General features: G+C 43.1%; 19 protein-coding genes. 3 read left to right on the top strand and 16 right to left on the bottom strand.

All coding sequences use genetic code 11. The annotated features are described in order from the left end of the window. Nucleotides 1-9 precede the first annotated feature (9 nt). Together IAE45_RS06270 and IAE45_RS06275 are read right to left on the bottom strand one after the other, a co-directional pair. Entirely contained in the window at nucleotides 10-303 is a 294-nt protein-coding gene (locus tag IAE45_RS06270) for a hypothetical protein (RefSeq protein ID WP_005234082.1), read from the bottom strand. Continuing rightward, nucleotides 281-694: an RDD family protein gene (locus tag IAE45_RS06275; protein ID WP_200125462.1), complete on the bottom strand. Its 414-nt coding sequence runs from the start codon at nucleotides 692-694 to the stop codon at nucleotides 281-283. The genes IAE45_RS06270 and IAE45_RS06275 overlap by 23 nt, the downstream gene beginning before the upstream one ends. A gap of 228 nt (nucleotides 695-922) precedes the next feature. On the opposite strand from IAE45_RS06275, the gene IAE45_RS06280 reads away from it, so the two are divergent. Then, nucleotides 923-2,137 carry an amidohydrolase family protein gene (locus IAE45_RS06280; protein ID WP_200125464.1) on the top strand — a complete coding sequence of 405 codons (1,215 nt, stop codon included), beginning with the start codon at nucleotides 923-925 and terminating at the stop codon, nucleotides 2,135-2,137. Nucleotides 2,138-2,226: 89 nt separating this feature from the next. On the opposite strand, the gene rbsK is transcribed toward IAE45_RS06280, so the two are convergent. The 11 genes from rbsK to IAE45_RS06335 all read right to left on the bottom strand — a co-directional run bounded on the left by rbsK (nucleotide 2,227) and on the right by IAE45_RS06335 (nucleotide 14,012). Then, nucleotides 2,227-3,162: a ribokinase gene (rbsK, locus tag IAE45_RS06285; protein ID WP_200125466.1), complete on the bottom strand. Its 936-nt coding sequence runs from the start codon at nucleotides 3,160-3,162 to the stop codon at nucleotides 2,227-2,229. Between the two features lie 4 nt (nucleotides 3,163-3,166). After that, nucleotides 3,167-3,661, bottom strand: a complete 495-nt coding sequence (locus IAE45_RS06290) for a GNAT family N-acetyltransferase (protein WP_200125468.1) — start codon at nucleotides 3,659-3,661, stop codon at nucleotides 3,167-3,169. A 4-nt stretch (nucleotides 3,662-3,665) separates the two neighbouring features. Then, the gene (gene dcuC / locus IAE45_RS06295; RefSeq protein WP_200125470.1) at nucleotides 3,666-5,036 is read right to left on the bottom strand and encodes a C4-dicarboxylate transporter DcuC; all 1,371 of its coding nucleotides are present in this window, start codon (nucleotides 5,034-5,036) and stop codon (nucleotides 3,666-3,668) included. A gap of 12 nt (nucleotides 5,037-5,048) precedes the next feature. Continuing rightward, on the bottom strand, nucleotides 5,049-5,969 hold the full coding sequence (gene rihC / locus IAE45_RS06300) for a ribonucleoside hydrolase RihC (RefSeq protein ID WP_200125472.1): 921 nt from the start codon (nucleotides 5,967-5,969) through the stop codon (nucleotides 5,049-5,051). Nucleotides 5,970-6,109: 140 nt separating this feature from the next. Then, nucleotides 6,110-7,123 (bottom strand): LacI family DNA-binding transcriptional regulator, encoded by a 1,014-nt coding sequence (locus IAE45_RS06305; protein ID WP_008380606.1) that lies wholly within the window; start codon nucleotides 7,121-7,123, stop codon nucleotides 6,110-6,112. A 151-nt stretch (nucleotides 7,124-7,274) separates the two neighbouring features. Further along, complete coding sequence (locus IAE45_RS06310; RefSeq protein ID WP_016621637.1) at nucleotides 7,275-8,084, bottom strand: alpha/beta hydrolase; 810 nt, start codon at nucleotides 8,082-8,084, stop codon at nucleotides 7,275-7,277. Between the two features lie 10 nt (nucleotides 8,085-8,094). Then, the gene (locus tag IAE45_RS06315; protein WP_200125474.1) at nucleotides 8,095-9,561 is read right to left on the bottom strand and encodes an alpha-L-fucosidase; all 1,467 of its coding nucleotides are present in this window, start codon (nucleotides 9,559-9,561) and stop codon (nucleotides 8,095-8,097) included. Continuing rightward, nucleotides 9,558-10,214, bottom strand: a complete 657-nt coding sequence (locus IAE45_RS06320) for an SGNH/GDSL hydrolase family protein (protein WP_200125476.1) — start codon at nucleotides 10,212-10,214, stop codon at nucleotides 9,558-9,560. Before IAE45_RS06320 ends, IAE45_RS06315 begins: the two co-directional genes overlap by 4 nt. A gap of 138 nt (nucleotides 10,215-10,352) precedes the next feature. After that, complete coding sequence (locus IAE45_RS06325; RefSeq protein ID WP_081117917.1) at nucleotides 10,353-12,101, bottom strand: ABC transporter substrate-binding protein; 1,749 nt, start codon at nucleotides 12,099-12,101, stop codon at nucleotides 10,353-10,355. A 21-nt stretch (nucleotides 12,102-12,122) separates the two neighbouring features. After that, entirely contained in the window at nucleotides 12,123-13,055 is a 933-nt protein-coding gene (locus tag IAE45_RS06330; RefSeq protein WP_005234069.1) for a carbohydrate ABC transporter permease, read from the bottom strand. Between the two features lie 15 nt (nucleotides 13,056-13,070). Continuing rightward, nucleotides 13,071-14,012: an ABC transporter permease gene (locus IAE45_RS06335; RefSeq protein ID WP_005228459.1), complete on the bottom strand. Its 942-nt coding sequence runs from the start codon at nucleotides 14,010-14,012 to the stop codon at nucleotides 13,071-13,073. A gap of 235 nt (nucleotides 14,013-14,247) precedes the next feature. Here IAE45_RS06335 and IAE45_RS06340 point away from each other — a divergent pair, with 235 nt between their 5' ends. Next, entirely contained in the window at nucleotides 14,248-14,853 is a 606-nt protein-coding gene (locus tag IAE45_RS06340; RefSeq protein ID WP_005234068.1) for a YesL family protein, read from the top strand. Further along, nucleotides 14,850-16,646 (top strand): sensor histidine kinase, encoded by a 1,797-nt coding sequence (locus IAE45_RS06345; RefSeq protein WP_086298007.1) that lies wholly within the window; start codon nucleotides 14,850-14,852, stop codon nucleotides 16,644-16,646. Before IAE45_RS06340 ends, IAE45_RS06345 begins: the two co-directional genes overlap by 4 nt. Nucleotides 16,647-16,704: 58 nt before the next feature. On the opposite strand, the gene IAE45_RS06350 is transcribed toward IAE45_RS06345, so the two are convergent. From IAE45_RS06350 to IAE45_RS06360, 3 genes are read right to left on the bottom strand one after another with little or no spacing between them, the layout of a single operon-like run. Beyond that, nucleotides 16,705-18,168 (bottom strand): glycoside hydrolase family 43 protein, encoded by a 1,464-nt coding sequence (locus IAE45_RS06350; RefSeq protein ID WP_200125478.1) that lies wholly within the window; start codon nucleotides 18,166-18,168, stop codon nucleotides 16,705-16,707. Next, nucleotides 18,169-20,439, bottom strand: coding sequence for an alpha-xylosidase (yicI, locus tag IAE45_RS06355; RefSeq protein ID WP_200125480.1), 2,271 nt, complete (start codon nucleotides 20,437-20,439; stop codon nucleotides 18,169-18,171). Beyond that, nucleotides 20,436-21,335 carry an ROK family protein gene (locus tag IAE45_RS06360; RefSeq protein WP_096741644.1) on the bottom strand — a complete coding sequence of 300 codons (900 nt, stop codon included), beginning with the start codon at nucleotides 21,333-21,335 and terminating at the stop codon, nucleotides 20,436-20,438. The genes yicI and IAE45_RS06360 overlap by 4 nt, the downstream gene beginning before the upstream one ends. Nucleotides 21,336-21,395: the final 60 nt, after the last annotated feature.

A 21,395-nucleotide genomic window follows, 5' to 3' on the forward strand; every position in this document is an offset into this window, starting at 1 on the left:
AAAAATTTTTTATTTATAAAAATAGTTATTGGACCGAAACAAAAGTACAATCAAGCCCATGAAATAACTACCAATTACTAGGACAATTGCTGCGTTAAGAAACACCCATCCTACGATCAAGTGGAGTGGCGCATAGTAAGCATAATCTCTAATTATTTTTGCGGCTTGGTATTCGTTTCGCCACTTCCAAGCAATAAGACTAGCACTAGCCCAAGCAAAAATAACTAACAAAAGTAGCGCTTGTGTATTGATCTCCAATAAAGGATTCCCTGTTAACAACTCATCGAAGGAGGTTTCGTTCATACTGATCATTCCCCTGTTTCTTATTGAACCCCACTACACTTTGTCCTAAAATGTCGTGTAACGTTTTTTTCGTACCTAGATAGAGGAAGAAAGAACCAGTGAAAAACAACCAACCGATCATTGGTAAAAAGTAGAGCAATTTTGCTACTTCCCTCATTCCTACAGTTAATATATTACGTTGATTCGTAAAAACAACGAGTTTCGCAAAATGTTTGCCAATCGTTTTCCCCTCAAAACTACTCAAACAAATCATGTTGTAGACCACAAAGAGAAGTTGTGGCAAGACAATCGTTACTCCAGCAGGTACCATTAGGAGATAGCTAAGCATGGTACTTGGTAAAAAAATGATCATGCAATCAATCAAAAATGCTAGCAATCTTAGTAACAGCATATTTGTCCCCTCTTTCCGAAAACCTTTTCGTTACATCCACATATTACCAGACATCTTTTCTCTATTCAAGCGTTTTCATAAAAAATAATTTTTATTTTTTTCGATTTCCTAATGGAAAATCGCGCAAACACTAAAACGTTTTAGATTGTCTGTTTTTTTGCAAGCGATTTGGTTGGGAACCAGCTTTACTTGTGATACCATGAAGCAAATACGAAAGAAGGCGATTTCTTGGATTTATGGCTTACAAATGTACAACTTGAGACGAGTTATTTAAAAGAAGGCGATTGGTCTTATGGAACCAAAACAGAAAATAAAGCAATCGGGATCAACGATGGAAAAATAGCGGAGATCGTGCCGATGACCGAATGGCAGGCATCAAGCGAAGCGACGATCATTGATGGGGAAAATCAGTTATTGTTGCCAGGATTGATCGAAAAACATTGTCATTTGGACAAAAGTAAATTAGGTACTCCTTGGCGTCCAGTAACGCCGGCAGCTAGCTTGGTAGAAAGATTTGAAACTGAGATTCCCCAATTAGATGCCTTACCACTATCGATCAAAGGACGTGGACAAGCGCTGATTGATTTAGAACTGCCTCATGGTGCGGTGATGTTCCGCTCACATATTGATATTGAACCAATGACTCAGCTGCGTTATTTTGATGCAATTACCGAATTAGTTGCCGAACAACCTTTTGGCTCGGAGTTGGTCTTATTCCCACAACATGGCTTATTGCGCTCAAATGCTGCTTCTTTGATTGAAGAAGCCTTAGCAACGGGCAAAGCTTCTTTTATTGGCGGTGTTGATCCGTATACACTCGATCAAGATTATAAAACTTCCTTACGGACAACTTTTGAACTTGCTCAAAAAGGGCATGTCGGTATTGACCTCCATCTTCATGATCGGCAAGAAGCTGGCAGAGCGACCGTCAAAGAAATGATTCGTTTGACGAAGGAATTCAATATGCAAGGAAAAGTGGCGATCAGTCACGCCTTTGGTCTAAATGACTTTGAAGGCGCAGAACGCAAAGAAGTCTTTCAAGCGTTAGCAGATTTAGAGATCCATATCATTTCAAGTATTCCCATCAGCCCTGGCACGATTCCACCGCTTAAAGAATTGCAAAGCTATGGCGTTGCTGTTCATATTGGTTGCGACAACGTCTATGATTCCTGGTCTTCTCTAGGAGATGGTTCTTTACAAGAAAAACTGGCCCGCTATTTAGAGATTTTTGCCGTCAAAAGTCAGGAAGACTTGACGCAAGCATTAGGTTTAGTCACGGATGGCAAAGTGCCATTGGATAAAAACGGTGCGCAGCAATGGCCTAAGGTTGGTGACTCAGCTGATTTCTTACTGACACCAGCTGCTTGTACGGCAGAATTCGTTGCCCGCAAAGGCTTCGTCAGCAAAAGTTTTTATCAAGGGAAAAATGTTTTCACCGCATAAAATTGCTTATATCAAAAGCAGCTGCGCTTCTAAAAGAAACGCAGCTGCTTTTTTGTACCCAAACAACGATTGTTAATGTGCAGAACTTTTCAGGCAAGTGAATCTGCATCTGCCTGCTGTTTCATAAACTCTTCTATTTCGCTTTTCAGAGGCATCCCTGTCTGAGCGCCAAGCTTTTGAACGGACAAACTAGCTCCATTATTCGCCATAGAAACGGCTTCATAAAAATCCGCTCCTTCCCCTAAAGCTGCTGCCAAGATGCCATTAAAGGTATCCCCCGCACCGGTAGTATCTACAACTGAAACTTTGTTCGATGGAATCGTCACAACTTGTGACTTTTCTACAAATGTTACCCCTTTGCTTCCTCGTGTGACAACGATTCGCGTAGCGTAGTTTTTTTGCCAATCAGCAATGACCTGCTCAATTTCGTCTTCCAAAATGGCCTCTTTACCGATCAAAGCGGCAAATTCCGTTTCATTTGGTGTCAAAATATCAATATATGGCAGGAGTTCCGGTACGATCTCATTGTAAGGAGCAGGATTCAAAATCGTCAGAACTCCTTTTTTCTTAGCAAGAATCAATGCTTGTTTGATTGCTTCCACAGGAATTTCCAGTTGAGTAAGTAAGATATCCCCCTGTGAAAGTTCACTGATCGTTTGCTGAACATACACTTCATCGATCAGTCCATTCGCACCAGGAACGACAGTGATACAATTATCCTCTGCTAATTTAAAAATACTCGCAATTCCTGTGAAAATATTTTTTTCACGGGAAACAGCCGACAAATCGAGAGCTTCTCTGCTGAGGTGCTGAAGAACCTTTTCCCCAAAAGTATCTTCCCCGATTTTCCCTAAAAATTTTGTTGATGCACCGTAACGAGAAGCTGCCACTGCTTGATTTGCTCCTTTGCCCCCGACAAAATAATCAATTTGCTCCCCAATGATCGTTTCGCCAATCCTCGGCATTCGTGTTGTCGTGATCACGATATCCATGTTCACACTACCTAAAATCGTTATCTTACTCAAAAAATCACCTATTTCTCTTGAATATATAAAAAGGACCAAAGGCTTCCCGACCCTCAATGGTCGTTTCACCAACCTTTAAAAACCCTGTTTTTACAAATAATCGCTGCATGGGCAGATTGGTATGATTTGTGATTGAAAGAAGTGTTTCCCCTTCATCACACTGTTGTTCCAAACAGCTTCTGATCCACTGGCGGCCAAAGCCTTGCCCCGCTTGAGATGGTCTCGCAACGAGTCGCTGAATCGTTCTTATCCCATGATATTCTTTGCTACAATTTGACAATGAGTAAACTGACAAAACACCGGCACTTACAATGTTTTTATTTTCATCCTTCAACACCAACAGTTCCTTTTTCTCGATATCCTTCGCTAAGATTTCTAGGGAGGGATAAGTATCAGTCCACTGGTAGATTTTCCTTCTATTCATCTGCTGCTTTGCTTCGATGAACATTTGAAAAATCTCTGCTAATTCTTGTTGTGACGCCCTTTGAAGTTCATTCATGACTCTAGTAAGGGAGCAATACCAACGACAAAATGACCACTGCTATAATCCCAACGATCGTTGGAACGCTGGTTCGTTTCAGTAACCGAACAGGGCTGACGTCGATTGAAGAAGACACAATCATAATTACAGCGGCAACTGGTGAGATCGTTCTGCCAAGATTGGCGATCATCTGCATTGGCAAGGCGATCAAAATCCCGTCAATTCCCGCTTTAGCGGCAATATCGGGAATCAGTTCAATCACAGCGTAAAACATCGCCAATCCTCCGCCACTCAAAATACCGAACAATGCGGTTGCGCCGCTGAATATCAATGCCGTTAACACGCCAGCAGATTGAGAATTTTCTACCGCACTCATTAGTGAATCAATCACTCCTAAGCTTTGGATAGCTGTGGTAAATAATGATCCACCCACAACCAACATGACTACTTGACTAAACCCTTGTCCCATTCCTTTGAATAGTTCCACTGCACTTTCTTGCGCGATTTTGAAAGATTTCTTTCTCAAACATTCAATCAGTAATGAGACAAAAAAGGAAATCATCGTTAGGACGAAAATATCCATTGTTACACCTTCTTTGAATATACCGATTATACCAACGATAATGATCAACACCAAAGGAAGGAGTGGTAAAATTGCATAAAATCCAGGAACAGCCGTTTCTTCTGACTTACTTTCAATTTCTTTTAGTTCTACAAAGGCATCTTTGCCTTCTTTTTTATCACAATACGTTTGCCAAAAGTAATGAACAATGGCCATGATCAGCAGTGTTGGGATGGAAATTTTCGCATGGTACAGAACATAAGTTAAGATGTTGTAATTCAATGTCTGAGCCGCAATCACATTATCCGCACCTAATGGCGTCGGCATGATCGTGGCAGTCATTGCGATAACTCCGGCTGCTGTTAAGGAAGAGATACCAATCCCTTGAAGCAGTGGATAAAGGATTGCCATCAAAATTATTGCCAAACTAGATGCACTTGGGACGACTAACGACATCAAATTCCCTAATAAGAAAACGATCGGAATAAATAATGCCTTAGACTTGATTTTGGTCATTGGCTGAACCAGGATATTGACAGCTTTTTGATTGGCACCAATGAGATTCATATAACCTGAATATCCGAATAAGATCATGATCACTAGACCAGCAGAACTTACTTGAGAGATGATCGTATCTTTAAGCTTTAAAAAAATATCGAATAAGGCCAAGCCAGTCCCTTCGCCTTCTGGGTAAAGCGGATTTCCTAAAGCAACGGATGCACAAAGCAATGCAAGTGCCCCAATAATCAAAATCAATGCTGGATTATAACTCTTAATAATAAAATATCCGACGATCCCCAAAACAACGAGTACTAAAATCGCTTCTATCATTTCTTTCCCCTCCTATTTACACTTGCTGATTGCCTGTAAAAACCATTCTTTAAAGAGCGCTTCATCGATATCGACACAAACACGGCAATTGTTTTTCTGCTTCAGACGATTGTTGAGATCGACAATTGTCGCACCTGCTGTGTAGGCTCCTTGTGTTTCGATCGCAACAAAAGTCTCTTGAACAGTGAACATCTCCGGATACAAAAGATAAGCGATCGCGCAACTGTCATACATTTTCAGCCCCGTACCAAAACTGCCACCACGGTATTTTTTGAATAATTGAACCATCATATCTCCGGTTTGATTCATTTCTTTGATTTTTGCACTGTCTTCTGGGTAAACAAGCGCTTTGGCGCCCACATCTAATGGTGCTACAGAAAGTGGTAAGCCGCTCTCAAAAACAATCGTTGCAGCCTCGGGGTCAATCGCAATATTGAACTCTGACAATACACCAAAGTTTCCTCTGCCTAAGGCTCCGCCCATTAAAACGATCTCATCGATTTTTTCTTTGACTTCTGGATAAATCTTAAGCAAAAGAGCAATATTCGTTAGAGGACCTAATGCGACAATTGTGATTTTTTCTTTATTCTTTTTGATCGTTTGATACATCGCTTCCACAGCTGAAGTTTCCAGCAGCAATGAACGATCTGGTTCTGGAAATGAATAGCCAGCCATTCCTGTGACCCCATGAACATCGCTGGCATCTTTGACTGCTCGCGTTAGTGGCTGAGATGCACCTTGTGCTGCTGGAATCGACAAATCCCAAAAGGAAAGCAGTTTCAGTAAATTATTGGTGACATGTTCAATACTAACATTTCCGGCCACTGTCGTGATCAACTTGACCTCCAAGACTTCACTAAATAGAGCAATTCCCAACGCAACTGCATCATCGATCCCCGGATCCGTATCAATAATGACTTCTTTTTTTGACATACGTATTCTCCTCTCACCTTTGATAAAACGTTTTATCATTTTTCTAAAAAAAGTGAACATCTGATAAAGCGTTTTATCTAATGTTCACACAAAGAATAGCATCGTTTTAAAGCGCTGTCAATAGTAAAAAAAGAGTTTCTCTAGGAAACTCTTTCAGTCACACTGTTCTTTTTTATCAATCTAGGTGTCAATTGGACGTAACGTGGCTTCTGTCCGCTGATTGCATTCATCAAGGCAAGAACCGTTTTTTCACCTAAATCATTTACATCTTGTTCCACAGACGTTAGAGATACTTCTAAAAGATCATTCAAAACAAGATTGTCGTATCCTACGATCGAAACATCCTCTGGAACCTTGATTCCTAGTTCTTTGGCACGCTTCATAATTCCCAATGCAATCAAGTCGTTGCCAGCAACAATGCCGGTTACATCTCGGTTTTTTAAGAGAATGTCTGCTTTTTCATAGGCGTCTTCAAATTGGAACTTTGTTACCACATGCCAACTGTCTTTTCGTTGGAGATTGAATTCCTTCAGCGCATCTAAATAGCCTTGGTATCGATACACACAATTGATATTTTTATCAGGGTTCATCATCGTGCCGATCTTTTTGTGTCCTTTTTTTATTAGCTCACTGGTAGCAATATATCCCCCATGCCGATTATTATAAAAGACTTGATCGACCTCAAAGTTATCTATTCCTCTATCAACCAAAACGATTGGAACCGAAAGATTCTTCAATCGTTCTTTGGTTTGTACCTCATCCGCGTAGGATTCGGTTGAAAGGGCGATGATCAACGCATCAACGTTGCGGTCAATCAGGAGCTGAATCAATTCCTTCTCAACGTCAACTTTATCATCTGAGTTGACCAAAATCAGCAGATACCCCTGTTTTCGCAGCAAATCTTCTAAGACCTTGGCCAAGTTGGCAAAAAAAGGATTGTTGATATCTGGGATGATCAGTCCGATCGTATTGGTTTTTTTCAAAACCAGGCTTTTAGCCGCAGCATTCGGCGTATAATTGTTTTCTGCCGCCAAGCGCTTGATTTGCTGTTTTTTTTCTTCTGTGATCCGAATCGGTTTGTCATTTAACACTTGAGAAACGGCTGCGATCGATACACCTACTTCTTTTGCAATGTCTTTTAATCTGACTTTCACTGAATACCCCTTTCGCTTTCCTAATTTTGTAAATGAACCAAGCACTCAATCTTGTGTTTTCAGTAAATCCTTTTTATGCTGCTGAAAAAACGGATTTGAGAATTAGACAAAGATGATTGATTAGAGATTATACTGTTTTCTTGCATTCCTCTTAGATGTTCCACTTCACCCAATCAGCAAACAATTCTGGCCAACGGACAACCGATGCTTCGATCCCGTGTTGATTGCCGTTGGCGGTTTCCGGTGTTCCTAAACTTAGTCCATGACCACCGCGAGGGAAAATGTGCAGCTCATAAGGTATATTAAATTTGCGCAGCTGTTCGGCAAAAAGGAGGCTGTTTTCCGCCAAGACTAATCCATCTTCTAACGTATGCCAAAGAAACGTCGGCGGTGTCTGTTCATTGACTAAAGTCTCTAAAGACAAGGCGGCTTTTTCTGTTTCATAGCGATCTGCTAATAATGAACGGAAGGAATCTTGGTGTCCAAGTTCACCACTAGATAAGACCGGATAACTCAACAGTAACCCGTTAGGTCGCCATTCTTCATTGGCTCCTTGTAAAGCCTCTGCTAGAAAAGGTTGCTGCCAAGACACACCCAGATTAGCAGCTAAGTGACCACCAGCTGAAAAACCGGCAACAATGATTCTTTCAGGATCGACGTGCCAGACCTCATGATTGGTGCGCACAAGACGAACGGCAGCCGCCAATTCCTTTAAGGCTAGCGGATAGACAGCCGGTTTGATACTATAATGCAACACAAAGGCTTGGAAACCAAAGCTCATCATTTTGATGGCGATGGGTTCCGCTTCACGATCCGACAACATTTCATAGCCGCCGCCAGGACAGATGATGACCGCCGGTCGGACACGATCTGGTTCCATTTCAGGAGAATTTTCGACGACATAGGTAGTTAAACTGGCTTGGCTTTCTGGTAAAAGTGCGGTTATTTTTTCATGTATCACGGATTGCGCCTCATTTCATTGTAATTTTATAGACAATTGGTTGGTCGGCTTCAATTGGTTCAAAAGTTAGTTGCAAGCCTTCATCGGTCACTTGCCAATCAACAGAATGTTCTTCGTATCCTAGAATCGTCACGGTTTGGATGATGCCGTGAAATTCTGGCAAATTTTGATCTTTAGACTGGGCCAGTGCTTGGATCCTTGCGTGTCCATTCTCAGGACTTGCCATGCCAATAGCATACAACGAATCCCCCTGAACCGTAAAGCGGAAATCCTGGCTCGTGTATGTCGTCGCCTGTGCCTCTTGAAATTGTCCTGAGACAACGGTCGTGGGTCCTTCACCGGCTTTGCGCCATGGTTTCGCTTCATAAATGGCTTCACCGTTTACATCCAGCCACGCACCGATTTCTTTTAAGATCGTTTGATCTTTTTCTGGGATCGAACCATCCCCTTTCGGCCCGATATTCAAAAGAAGATTGCCATTTTTACTGACGACTTCGATCAAATCCTGTAAAATCTCACGTGTTGTTTTGTAATCCAACGTTGTGGTATAACACCATGAATTACGAGCGATCGCTGTATCTGTTTGCCAGTAAAAAGGTTGTGGTTCGGCAAATTTTCCCCGTTCGATCTCCACAATACCACTGCCAAACATCATGGCATCATGTTTGTAACAGATACCAACTTGTTTGCCCCATTCAGACCCACGATTGTAATAGTAAGCAGCGAAAAGTTGCAGGTGCTCCTTGAAGGCTTCGTGTTGGATCCACCAATCAAAATAGAGCAGCTCTGGTTGATAGTTATCGACGAGTTCACAGGTTCGCAGTAGCCAATCATCTAAAAACTCTTTTGATGGATATGGCTCGCTATACAAATCTTGATTATCAGGTTCTGGCATAGCAGGCCAATAAAAGTCGCCTTTTTCTAACGGTTCCTTGATGTCGCTGTCGAATTCCTTACCGTGTCCCATAAAAAACCAATGTTCGGCACGATGAGATGATGTGCAAAAATGCAGGCCTTGTTCCTCAGCTGCTTCTTTTAATTCCGCAAGAATATCTTTTTTCGGTCCCATAACTGCCGCATTCCATTCAGACAGCTCGCTTTTGTACATCTGAAACCCATCGTGATGTTCTGCAACGGGAAAAAGATAATTGGCACCGGCTTGTTTGATCAGTCGAATCCACTCATTTGCATCGAATTTTTCTGCAGTAAACATGGGAATAAAGTCTTTGTAGCCAAAGTTTTTTTGTGGACCGTAGGTGTTGATATGGTGATCGTATTCCGGATGGTCTTTGATGTACATATTTCTGGAGTACCACTCGTTATTAAATGCAGGAACACTATACAATCCCCAATGAATGAAGACCCCGAATTTTGCTTTGGGGAACCATTCTGGTAGAACAAAAGCACCCAATGACTGCCAATTTGGGAAAAAGGGACCTTGGTGCGCGACTTGGCGGATCGTTTCTACTGTGATCATGGTTTTTCCTCCAAAATACCGACTGTTTCCAGCCATGTTTTTGCAATCAACACATGTCCTGCAGTCGACGGATGCACACGATCACTGCTTAAGACATAGGATGACTGATAAAGCAAAAAATCATCAAACTTTTCCTGCGTATCTCCTAAAAGGATACCATACTCTTGCGCTACTTTAGCAAGCACTTGTTGGTAGTTGGTAAGCATTTCTCTTAGTGGATCTTCTTTGTTGGCTTCAACCATAAACGGGGTCAAGAGAATCATTCCTTTGACACTCGGTAACGTCTGAGCGATCAAATCACGCAACTCTGATTCAAATCTTTCAATCCCCACCAGTTCCGTTTGAGCAAATGTGCCATCAAAATGCCGCCACACATCATTTACACCGATCATGATCGTTACCCAATCTGGTTGAAATGCCAATACATCATCCTTCCAACGCTTCTTCAAATCGACGACTGTATCTCCACTGATGCCTCGGTTAACGATCATTAATTCCATTTGTGGGAGTAATGCTGTGGTATAGGCGTTGATCAGATGAACATAGCCGTCCCCCCATGACGACCATCCCGCAGGTATCGCTTGATAATTTCGATTACTATCTGTGATCGAATCCCCCATAAAAAGCAGACGATCTTTTTTATCCACTATCATTGTTTTCCTCCTTAAAGAAAGAAGACTGATCCGCTGGTGCTGGATCAATCTTCTTAAGTGATTGCTTAACCAAACGCTGTTTACTCACTTTTGTCAAGGAACCGTTGACCAACCATTTCTATGATTCTTTGTTTTTGATTAGTCCCCAAATTCTTTTGCTACTTCTACCCGTTTTTCGTTTTGATCTTTCGCATTATTCATGTCAAATTCTAGCACTGTTTGATAGCCTAAGCCGTCTGCTGTTTCTTGCATTTCTTTTAGCAATTGGTCAAATTCTGCTTCATCTTTGGCAAAAACCATTCGCCAAGAGTACTCGATGATCGTCGCTTTGGCTTGATTCCGCAACGTAGAGATCTCTGAACTATCTTCTGGCGCTACATAGCTGGCACCAGGGGCAACTAACAATTGGTCGTTCTCCTCTAAATAGCCAATGGTCGATTCTGCACCACCCATATTTTTTGACCAATCTTCTTTTACAGGATCGGTTGTTTCATTTTGATAGCTTTCCCACATTGTGTAAGCATATGGGAAGCCGGTATCAGGATTGATATCGATCGGTAATACCGTATTGACGTTTAGTGCGGATACACCATCTTTGTAACTTCCGCCACCATATTCTTCTGGCACATCCCCATCGCCATCTAGCAACGCTTGTTTTCCGAACTCAGTTAAGACAGGCTCGCCATCTTTCATTTCCCAAGTTAAGCCTTCAGGGCCACTACTACCGCTTGTTTGAGAAGAATTTGCTAACACGCCTTCTGAAGAGTAGAGCCAGTCAATAAAGGCTGCGATTCGCTCTGGGTCTTCGGCATTTGAACCGATCCCGATAAATTGTTTGCCACCGTAAACTTCCGCACCATAAGAGAAGATTTTTTGGTCTTGAATCGGTGCCAACATAAAGCCTTTTCCTTCATTCAAGTTCGTAGTCGTATTAAAAGCCGCTTGACCTAACCAAGGCCACCATGAGAATAACACTTGTCCTTCTTGGAATTTGGCGAAAAGTGTATCGTAATTTTGCGTCGTTGATTCTGGATCTACTAAGCCCATTTGGTTGGCTTGGAAATAAAACTTAAGTGCGCGAATATATTCAGAATCACTATCGAGAATGCTTTGATAATCAGAACCATCCGCTTTTGCCAAGACAAATCCTGATTCATCGTACCCATAGTAGGTGACTAGCTGTTTGCCTGCATTCATCATGTTGCCGTCCCAATCGCTGAATAGAGAAAACCCATAAACTTTTTTCCCAGAATCTGTTGTTGGATTGTCTTCTTGCATTTTTTGAATCACAGGAAGCAGGTCTTCAAGTGTCCCGATTTCTGGGTATCCTTGCTCCCCATAAAGATCCCAACGCACGTAAGCACCAAATGTAGGGTCTAATCCTTCTGAGGGATCGGTGGCTTTTAATGTAGAAACGGAAGTTGGAAAGCCATATAGACCATCGGCATCTTTGTTTAGATTTTGAACAGCCGCATCAAAGCGCTGAACATTTTCCATAGTTTCATAATACTCGCTCGCATCGGTCAACAAACCAGCTTCAACCAATTCGTTGTATTGTTGGCCATTATCAACAATGATCAAATCGCCCAAATCACCTGCTGCCGTCCTCGTTTGATAAAGAGTGTCTCCGTTTCCAGCAACGTTTGGTGCGATGATGTTCAATTCCATATTGAATTTATCTCGCACGATTTTGGCAAACCAACCTTCTTGCATCCCCATATAGTTGGCTAACCCATTATAGACATCGATCGTGATCGTCTCATCGTAACCACTTTCGCTAGAAGCAGCGTCTGTGTCAGATTCAGCCGCTCCTCCACAGCCGGCTAAACTACCTAGCAATGTCATGCCTAACAAACCTGTTGTTACATATTTCGACATTTTTTTCATTTTCTTCCCTCTTTCTTTTTATTAACCTTTCACCGCACCCAACATAATTCCTTTGACAAAATATTTCTGGAATAGCGGATAAATGAACATGATTGGTAAAACAACAATGACTGAAACGGTCATGCGAATCGAAGTCGGCGTCTGCGTTGTCGCTGCTGAAGCGATGCTGGAAAGTGATCCCGATGTATTTTTGACCATTTGTGCCAACGAATTGGCTTGATTGATATACGTATAAAGAAGGTATTGCAAGGAGTAGAGACTTTGATCCGTAATGTAAATCAGTGTATCTTGGAAAGAATTCCATTGACCAACTGCCGAGAAGATCGCAACTGTTGCTAAAATCGGCGTACAGTTGGGTAAAATTACCCGAAAAAATACTTGAATGATGCCAGCTCCATCCATTTCAGCTGCTTCTTGCAACGATTTGGGGATTGACTCAATATAGGTTTTCACTAAGATGATGTTAAAAGGCTGAACGACAGCCGGCAAAATATAAACCCAAAAATTATTCGTTAAACCTAATGTCTTCATCGTGATGAATAATGGAATCAGCCCTGCATTGAAATACATTGTAATCACGACAAAGCGATACCAAAATTTTCGTTTCCACATTTTTTCTTGGGTAAACATAAAGCCTAAGAAGGCTGAAGCTAAGACGGTTGCTGCTGTTCCGATCACCGTTCTAGCCACCGAAACGGTTGCGGCTAATGGCAACCCTTTTAGTTGTAACACTTGACTGTAGTTTTCAAAATGGATCTCTTGTGGAAAAAAGCGAATTTGTCCTAACGCACTCAACTCATTATTACTGATTGAATTAATAATCAAGTAATAAAAAGGATACGCGCAAATCAACGTAATCAGAAAGAAAAAGGTATAATTGAGGATACTAAACGTCAGGTTTTCACGTTTGGGTACTTTTTTCGCCTTTTTCTTTTCACTAATCGATAGTTCCATAGATATCCTCCTCTCCTAAATAATGGAAGTCCCCCGAATTTTTTTCGAAGCAATATTGACGATGGCTAACAAGGCAACAGAAATGACACTTTTTAGCATACTGATCGCGGTAGCCAGAGATAGACTATTTCCGCCCATCCCTAAATTGTAGACATACAAATCGAGGACTTGGATCGTATTTCGATTGAATGCATTTTGGAAAACAAAGTACTGATCCATCCCGTTGTTCAGCAAGTTGGCGATAGACAGCATCAGCATCACAAGGAACGTCGGCATCAAGGCAGGTAGTGTGATATGACGCATCAGATGGAAACGATTCGCCCCATCGATTCGTGCCGATTCATACAATTCGGGGTCAATTCCTGAAATGCCTGCCAGATACATGATGGCACCCCAGCCCAAGCCTTTCCAAATATTCCAAAGACACATCATCAGCCATGTATGATTGCCGCTATCCAAAAATTTGACTGGATCGGTAACGAAGCCCCATTCTTGCAGCAACGTGTTTACCAGCCCTGTTGAAGAAAACAAGCTAAAGGCGATCGTATACACCAAAACCCAACTGATAAAATTTGGCAGCGTGGTCAGCGTTTGGACCAAGTTTTTAAACCATTTGCACTTAATTTCGTTCAGTAAAATAGCGAAGCCTACTGGTAGGATCGAAGTGGCGATCCCTAAAAAACTCATGGCAAAGGTGTTTTTCATTACTTGTACGATCTGATCCACTTGTGTTGGACTAGAGACAAGAAGTCGAAACCATTTGAAGCCTACAAACTCGCTGCGCGCTAAACCTAATGCTGGTTTGTAATCATAAAGTGAATAAATCCATCCGTGCAAAGGAAAATAAGAGAACAAAAACACGAGAATCAGGAAGGGAACGATACATAAAAACAAAATCTTCCCTTCTCGTGTCACCCGCTTATTTTTTCTTGGGACACTGCTTAATTTACTTTCCATTTTCCTCCCCCTTTTTTTGTAACCGCTTTTACATTTTTAATACTAGCACCTGAAATCTTATTTGCCACCTGTTAAAAATAGAGGTCAATCCGTACATTTTAGACTTTATTTTTCTTTTATTTATAAGGAATGCTGATATATCAAGGTTTCAGATAAAAGACACCTAAATGGTAAGGCTTTCAATATTTGTTTTTTGCGAGTACTATAGGAATATATCAATTTTGGAGGGATAAAAATGAAGTACAATCCTGATGGTCAACTGTACAAAATAACCACCGTTTTTTCACAATTCACATTGTTAAATTTACTCTATATCATTAGCTGTTTGCCAATTATTACGATTGGAGCTGCGACAGCTGCCCTTTATGAAGTGACGATTCGTTATGCGGATGAAGAGCGTGGTGAATTGATCGTGGGCTATGTCCGAGCGCTACGAGCAAACTTCATGAAAGCAACCGGTAGTTTTCTCCTTCTTGGGTTGCCCATGGTAGCACTACTGTATAGTAGCTTGTTTTGGTTTTCCTCAAAAACCATTCTTGCCAGTATTTTTGCCTTCGTCCTAATTGTTACAGCTATTTATCTGTTTATTGTGTTAGTCTATTGCCTCGCGTTAATTGGACGTTATGAAAACAGCTTTAGGCAAACATTAAAAAACGCGTTTCTGTTACCGATCGCGGACCCTATCCGTTCGTTAGCCCTCGCGCTTATTCCTATCGCTGCGTTTTGTTTTGTTGTTTTATTTCCGTTGTTTAAATTCCTCTTGTTGATTTTTGGTTTTTCTTTTGTTATTTATTGTAGCTCGTTCCTGTTGCTTTCTATCTTTCGTAATCAACAAGCATGAAAAGAATCAGTCATCTCTCACTTTTTCGTCGTCTGAGTCAGTTTTCCATTCGGCGACAATTGTTCATTCTTTATCTACCTGTTGTTTTTTTATCCACAGTGACTATTGGTCTCTTATTGGTCTACGATTCAACCAAACAGCTGACAGGCAATTACCAACACTTGGCTGAGTTAAATGCTCAGCGTGTCAAATCTGTTCTTTTTGATACAACAAACACGCTGACCAACACGGCGAGTTCCTTATCAAACGATACTCATCTACGTCAGCTTTTAACTGCCAATTACCTTGACGACCAAGAAGCGATCGTGGACATCAATAGCTATGATCAGCTAGATGAGATCAGAAATCTTCAAACCTCGATTGCGAAATTAACCATCTATACGACGAATCAAACCATTCCGAACTATAAATATTTTCAACAGGCAGATGACACGATTCAAGCGACCGCCTGGTACCAAAGAGCTCTCAAGCAACCCGATGCTTTTTTGATGACGATGCCAGAGGATTACAAAGCAAATCGTTTGAGTCTTTATAAAACGTTGCCTTTGCCTTTATCAAAAGAAACTGCCGTTTTGGAGATCCAAGTCGATTACAATTATCTCAGTAACCGACTTCGTAATTCATCCTATGAATTGGAATTACAGTTAAATGATGATGTCATCTTTTATAGCGACAAAATCAATCAAGTTGGGGAACCGGGACAGCTGACAGCTCTTTCTGAGCCGCAAACGAGTGCTGCCTTTTTAAAAAATGATGGTACCAAGGTGATGCTGACCAAAAGCACCTTACCCATGAGTAACAAAGAAGACATCATCACGATTTATAGTGCGGATACCAATGCCTATCGCAATCTACGCGCCAATCTGATCCGGTGGAGCACGATCGTTTTGGTGATTTTGATCACTACTTTCATCATCGTCTTTCTCTTTGCTCGATTCTTTACCAAACGAATTTCTCAACTGCAGCAGGCGGTCTACTTTGCCTCGATCGAGGATTATGATTTCTTTCAAAATATTAGCGGCGAAGACGAGATTTCACAGATATCTCTTGATTTCCACAAGATCATTCAACGAATCAAGAAAAAAGAAGAAGAGATCTACCGTTCACGTTTGGCACAGCAAGAGCTGTTGACTCAGCAGCAGCAAATGGAATTTAATATCTTAGCGGGGCAGATCAATCCCCACTTCTTGTTCAATACATTAGAAACGATTCGTATGATGGCGCTGACTTCCGGCAATTCTGACGTCGTTTATGCCATCAAATTACTGGCAAAATCGATGCGCTATACGCTAGAAGCCCACGGAACCAAGCGAACGAGTTTAGAAGAGTCCTTAGATGCCGTTCACGTATATGTCAAGATCCAGCGGATGCGCTTTGGCGATCGAGTCAACTTTTCCTATTCAGTCTCCAATGAGATCGACCAAAAAGAGGTCCAAATATTGCCCCTCCTGATTCAACCATTGGTGGAAAACGCCATCTCCCATGGCTTGGAAGGCATCACCTATCCAGGATTTGTCCGTTTGACGATCACCAAAGACGGCCATGATCTGGTGATCGTGGTACAAGACAACGGCAGCGGGATACCGCCAGAAAAACTCGAACACTTGCAGCAAAAAATCAAGACGCCCTCCACCCATGCCAAAAAGAACATTGGGCTAGCCAATGTCAATCATCGGGTCAAAATGTTTTATGGACCTGAATACGGCTTAACGATCGAGAGTGTGTTGGGCAGCGGCACACAAGTCACCTTGCGGATCCACGATCTAAGCCAAGATTCATTTTCTCCTCGCTAAAACAGTAAAGCCCCCCTTCGATTCCTGTTTCAGAAATCGAAGGGGGGCTTTTGATTGATTAGAAATCCCGCACACGAAGGGTTTGTTGTGGTGAAGAAGCACTGGCGTAACAGCCCACCATGATTCCAGTAAAGACACCACCGACTTCAGTGGTCAGATATTTTGTTTCTCCACTGCCTAAAGGCTGTGCTTGTCCTTGTTCATCAAGAACAGAAAAACGATAGGTTTCTTTATCGGCGCTCAGCTGAAAGGTGACCGTATCCGCTGCATAAGGCAGTTTCTTTTCCACTTTCCATAAGGAACCGATTTGTCGGCGGAAAACCAGCTGCTGACTGGTCGCTGTTTTTTCCAGGTATCCCTCATAGTGATGGGTGGCATTTAAGAAAACCGTCAATCCCGCTTGTCCATCCGTTAGTTGCCGACAATCAAAGGTTGCTTGAAATTGTTGCTCAAAGGCGGTTTGCCGTTGGAACACAGCCGCGAGTTTGCCTTGATCAGACAGACCCGTCTGATTAGGATGCAGCAAGAGGCTATGTGGCTCTTCTTCAATCAATGTTGGGTCCCATTCGAATAAAGTCACGTAATCAGGCTTGCTGCTCTCCTTTCGTGTTTCCTTTGATGCTGCCGCTGTGTCTACCTGAATGGTTTCTGGCAAATGACCTTTTTCGCCAAACACCGGCCATGAGTTTGACCAGTCTACTGACAGCAAACATGTTTCCCGCCCTAACAAATGCCTCAAAGGATAGCTGATGGAGCGTACTGCTAGACAGACTGCCCACCAGTTGCCTTTAGTATCTTGCACGAGATCCGCATGCCCTGCGGCTTGCAGTGGCAAATTCGTACTGCGATTGGTCATCACTGGATTGTTGGGGCATGCTTCGTAGGGTCCCGTCAAGGAACGGCTGCGGGCCATGGTCAGCATATGCCCATAGGACGTTCCGCCTTCGGAGATCAACAGGTAGTAATAGCCGTCTTTTTTATACAAGTGGGGGCCTTCTGGATCAGCCGCTCCGCTGCCCGTCCAAATGTTTTGGCGCGGGCCTAGTTCTCCAGAAACCAAATCGATCGTCCGCAGATAGATCTCCTTATGGGTGCCTAAGTAATAGGTCTGTCCATCGTCATCTGCGAAAATCGTCGGGTCGATCCCAGGAGTGTCCAGCCAAATCGGGGCAGACCATTCACCGGCGATGTCATCCGTCCAGATCAGAAAGTTGCCTTCTCCTCCTTCGTTTGCGCCAACGTTGGTGCAAACGAGGTAAAAGCGGTCCTTGATAAAACGCAAGGTTGGGGCATACAGACCAAAAGCATTGGGATTTTCAGTCGATAACTGCAGCTGCTCAGGTCGCGAAAGTCCATGGCCAATCAGCTGCCAGTCTGCCAAGTTTTTACTGTGATAGATTGGTAATCCAGGAAAATATTCAAAGGTACTCGTCACCAGATAAAAGTCTTCACCGACACGGCAAATACTGGGATCTGGATGAAATCCAGGCAAAATTGGATTCGTGATGGTTCGCATGGGCATCTAGAACTCCTTTATCGTGGTTTGGTCAGCGGTCAGCTCATGGCTCGTTTTTCCAGCAGTCGTGTGAATCTGCAAGGATGCTTGCTGGATGCCAGTCAGCTTGACGATCAGTTCTTGAGCGACTCTTTCGACAGCTACCTCGCCAAGCCATTCACCGTGGTGATCATAGATAGCGGCAGCGGTCTTGTCTTGCGGATCAAAGAGATGGATCGTTGGATGTTCAGCATAGTCATAGACTGCTTTGGTTTGTTCATGGCCTTCGACAATCAGTTGATTTGGTCGGACTAACAGTGGCAAGTGGAAATAATCGTAGGTTTCTTGGTACCAGCGTCCGCCCTCGTAGGCTTTGCCAGATAAGTAGTCGATCCAATGCCCCTTCGTCTTCGGTACGTAAAAGGAGACCGTTCCTTGATCATTAAAAATGGGTGCAACTAAAAGGTGTTCCCCCAGCATGTATTGGCGATCCAAATGATGGGTCATCTCGTCTTCAGGAAACTCTAAGACCATCGCCCGCATCATCGGAATCCCCGTTTGGGCGGTTAGCACCGATTGGGCTTGCAAGTAAGGCATCAAGGACAATTTTAACTTGGTGAAGGCTTTGGCTACCGCCACGGCTTCGTCGTCATAAACCCATGGCACTTTGTATTCCCAGCTGCCATGGTAACGGCTATGGGAAGACAGCAGACCAAATTGTGTCCAGCGCTTGTAAAGGTCTGGGGTTGAACCAGCTTCAAACCCTGAGATATCGTGGCTCCAATACCCAAAGCCGCCTAACCCAAAGGACAGACCTGCCCGCAGTGACTCTGCCATCGATGGATAATCTGAGGTACTGTCGCCACCCCAGTGTACAGGCAAACGTTGCGAACCAACCGAAGCTGCCCGCGCAAAAACGATGGCTTCTTCTGCTCCCTTGACTTCTTTCAGCAAGTCAAAGACGACTTTATTGTATAGGTAGGCGTAATAATTGTGCATTTTTTCTGGATCAGAGCCGTCATAGTATACCGCATCGGTGGGAATCCGTTCCCCAAAATCCGTTTTGAAGCAATCCACACCCATGTCTAATAAGGCACGCAGCTTGCTATTGTACCAAGCGACCGCTTCAGGGTTGGTGAAGTCGACGATCGCCAAACCTGCTTGCCATTTGTCCCATTGCCAGACATCTCCATTGGCGCGTTTCAAAAAGTAGCCATTGGCCATCCCTTCGTCAAACAAGGGGGATTTTTGCCCAATGTAAGGATTGATCCAAACACAGATTTTCAATCCTTTGGCTTTCAAGCGCTGCAGCATTTTTTCCGGTTCTGGGAAAGTTCGTTCGTCCCACGTGAAGTTGCACCACTCGTATTCCTTCATCCATAAGCAGTCAAAATGAAAGACCTCAAGGGGAATCTCACGTTCTGCCATACCGTCTACAAAAGATGTTACGGTTTGTTCATCATAATCCGTCAAGAACGAGGTACTTAGCCACAACCCAAAGGACCACGCAGGCGGCAGCGAAGGTTTCCCCGTCAAATCAGTGTAGCGCTGGATCACTTGTTTTAACTCATCACCGGCGATCACAAAGTACTGCAGCAATTGTCCTGGACTGCTGAATTGAACACGCGAAACTTTTTCACTCCCCACTTCGAATTGCACCCGATCTGGTGAATTGACAAAGACGCCATACCCTTTATTACTTACATAAAACGGAATATTTTTATAAGCTTGCTCTGTACCAGTGCCCCCGTCGGCATTCCAAATATCAACACTTTGGCCATTTTTCACGAAATTAGTAAAGCGTTCCCCTAAACCATAGATCGTTTCTCCCACATCCAGGGTCAACTGTTCGCTGATATGGGTATTTGCTTGCGAATCAATCACTAAGGCTTTACTGCGAGGTTTGCTTTGGGTAATCAGCTGGTCTTTGTAATAAAACGAAGCTGTCACATTTTCCTCTTTGCTAATCACGACTTGCAAGTCTCCCGAGCGAAAAACATACGATTGCTCATCTTCTGAAATATCAGGAGTGATTTCTTCTGTCATCAATTCAAAATCGGGGGCTTTGGCTTGGACTCCCTTATAATTGTAGAGGGTGATCCCAATGATATTGGTTCTAGGGGTAGTGACTTCCATCGTTAACAATCCGCCATCCAGTGTTGCCCCTTTATGCCCGACATAGCTATAAGGCAGATATAAGACCAATTTGTTTTCTTCTTTACGGGCATCGTAGACATGCACCGCAAATTTCACATCAAATCCTTCACGAAATAACCAACCGCCATCTGAAAATTTCATTTTTTTCCTCCTTGCTGGATCAATGTCAACGCCCCTAACAGACCGGAATCATTATAGTAACGACAAGTCTCGATCGGCACTTGGAAATCCGGCCAATGGGGGTTCTCATTGATTGCTTGTTTGATTATAGCTAATAGATCAGGGTTTTGGCTGATGCCGCCGCCGATCAGTATTTTTTCGGGATTCATCGTGACAGCTAGGTTGTAAATCGCAAGTGCGACATAACGTGCCCACTGTTTCAGAATCTCCTGCGTTTCAGGATCACTCGACCGCTGCTGCATGATGGTTTCGCCTAAAATCTCCTCTGATTCAGGAATCGCTTTTGCCCGTCGATAGGCAGCAATCAGTCCTCTCGTTGAAGCTAGATCATGGAGGGTCGCAAAAGAAGATGCTTGAAAATCAGTGATCATCATCCCGAATTCTCCTGCCCGAAACCCATTCCCGTGAATCAACTGGCGCTGATGAACGAGCGCGCCACCAATACCGGTACCTAATGTGATCATGACAAAATCTTGTACGTCAGTAGCATTGCCGGTCGAAAGTTCTGCTAAAGCAGCACATTTCGCATCATTTTCGATCCAGATCGGATAGGGCTTGGTTAAACGCTGCTGCAGCTCTTGTACGACAGCACAGCCGTGTAAAGGAGCCAACGCCCCCGCCATGATCGCTCGGCCATTGACTGAATCAATGAAACCAGGAAAACTCAGCCCGATCGCTTCGATAACATGCGCTTGCTCGACTTCTTGTATTTTGGCAGCTAAGGCAGCAAAAAATTCATCCCGCGTATTACTCGGGGTTTTGATTTTGCCTCGGTCCAGCCATTGATTCTTCTCGGTAAAAACCCCAAATTTGATATAGGTCCCGCCTACATCAAAGCACAGGCGTACATCTGTCATTTTTCCTCCTCCGTTCAAAAAGCGCTTACAGTTTCATCTAAATTATATAAAAGAAAAAAA

It is taken from the genome of Enterococcus sp. S53, from assembly GCF_016516865.1.
Taxonomy (GTDB): domain Bacteria; phylum Bacillota; class Bacilli; order Lactobacillales; family Enterococcaceae; genus Enterococcus_D; species Enterococcus_D innesii.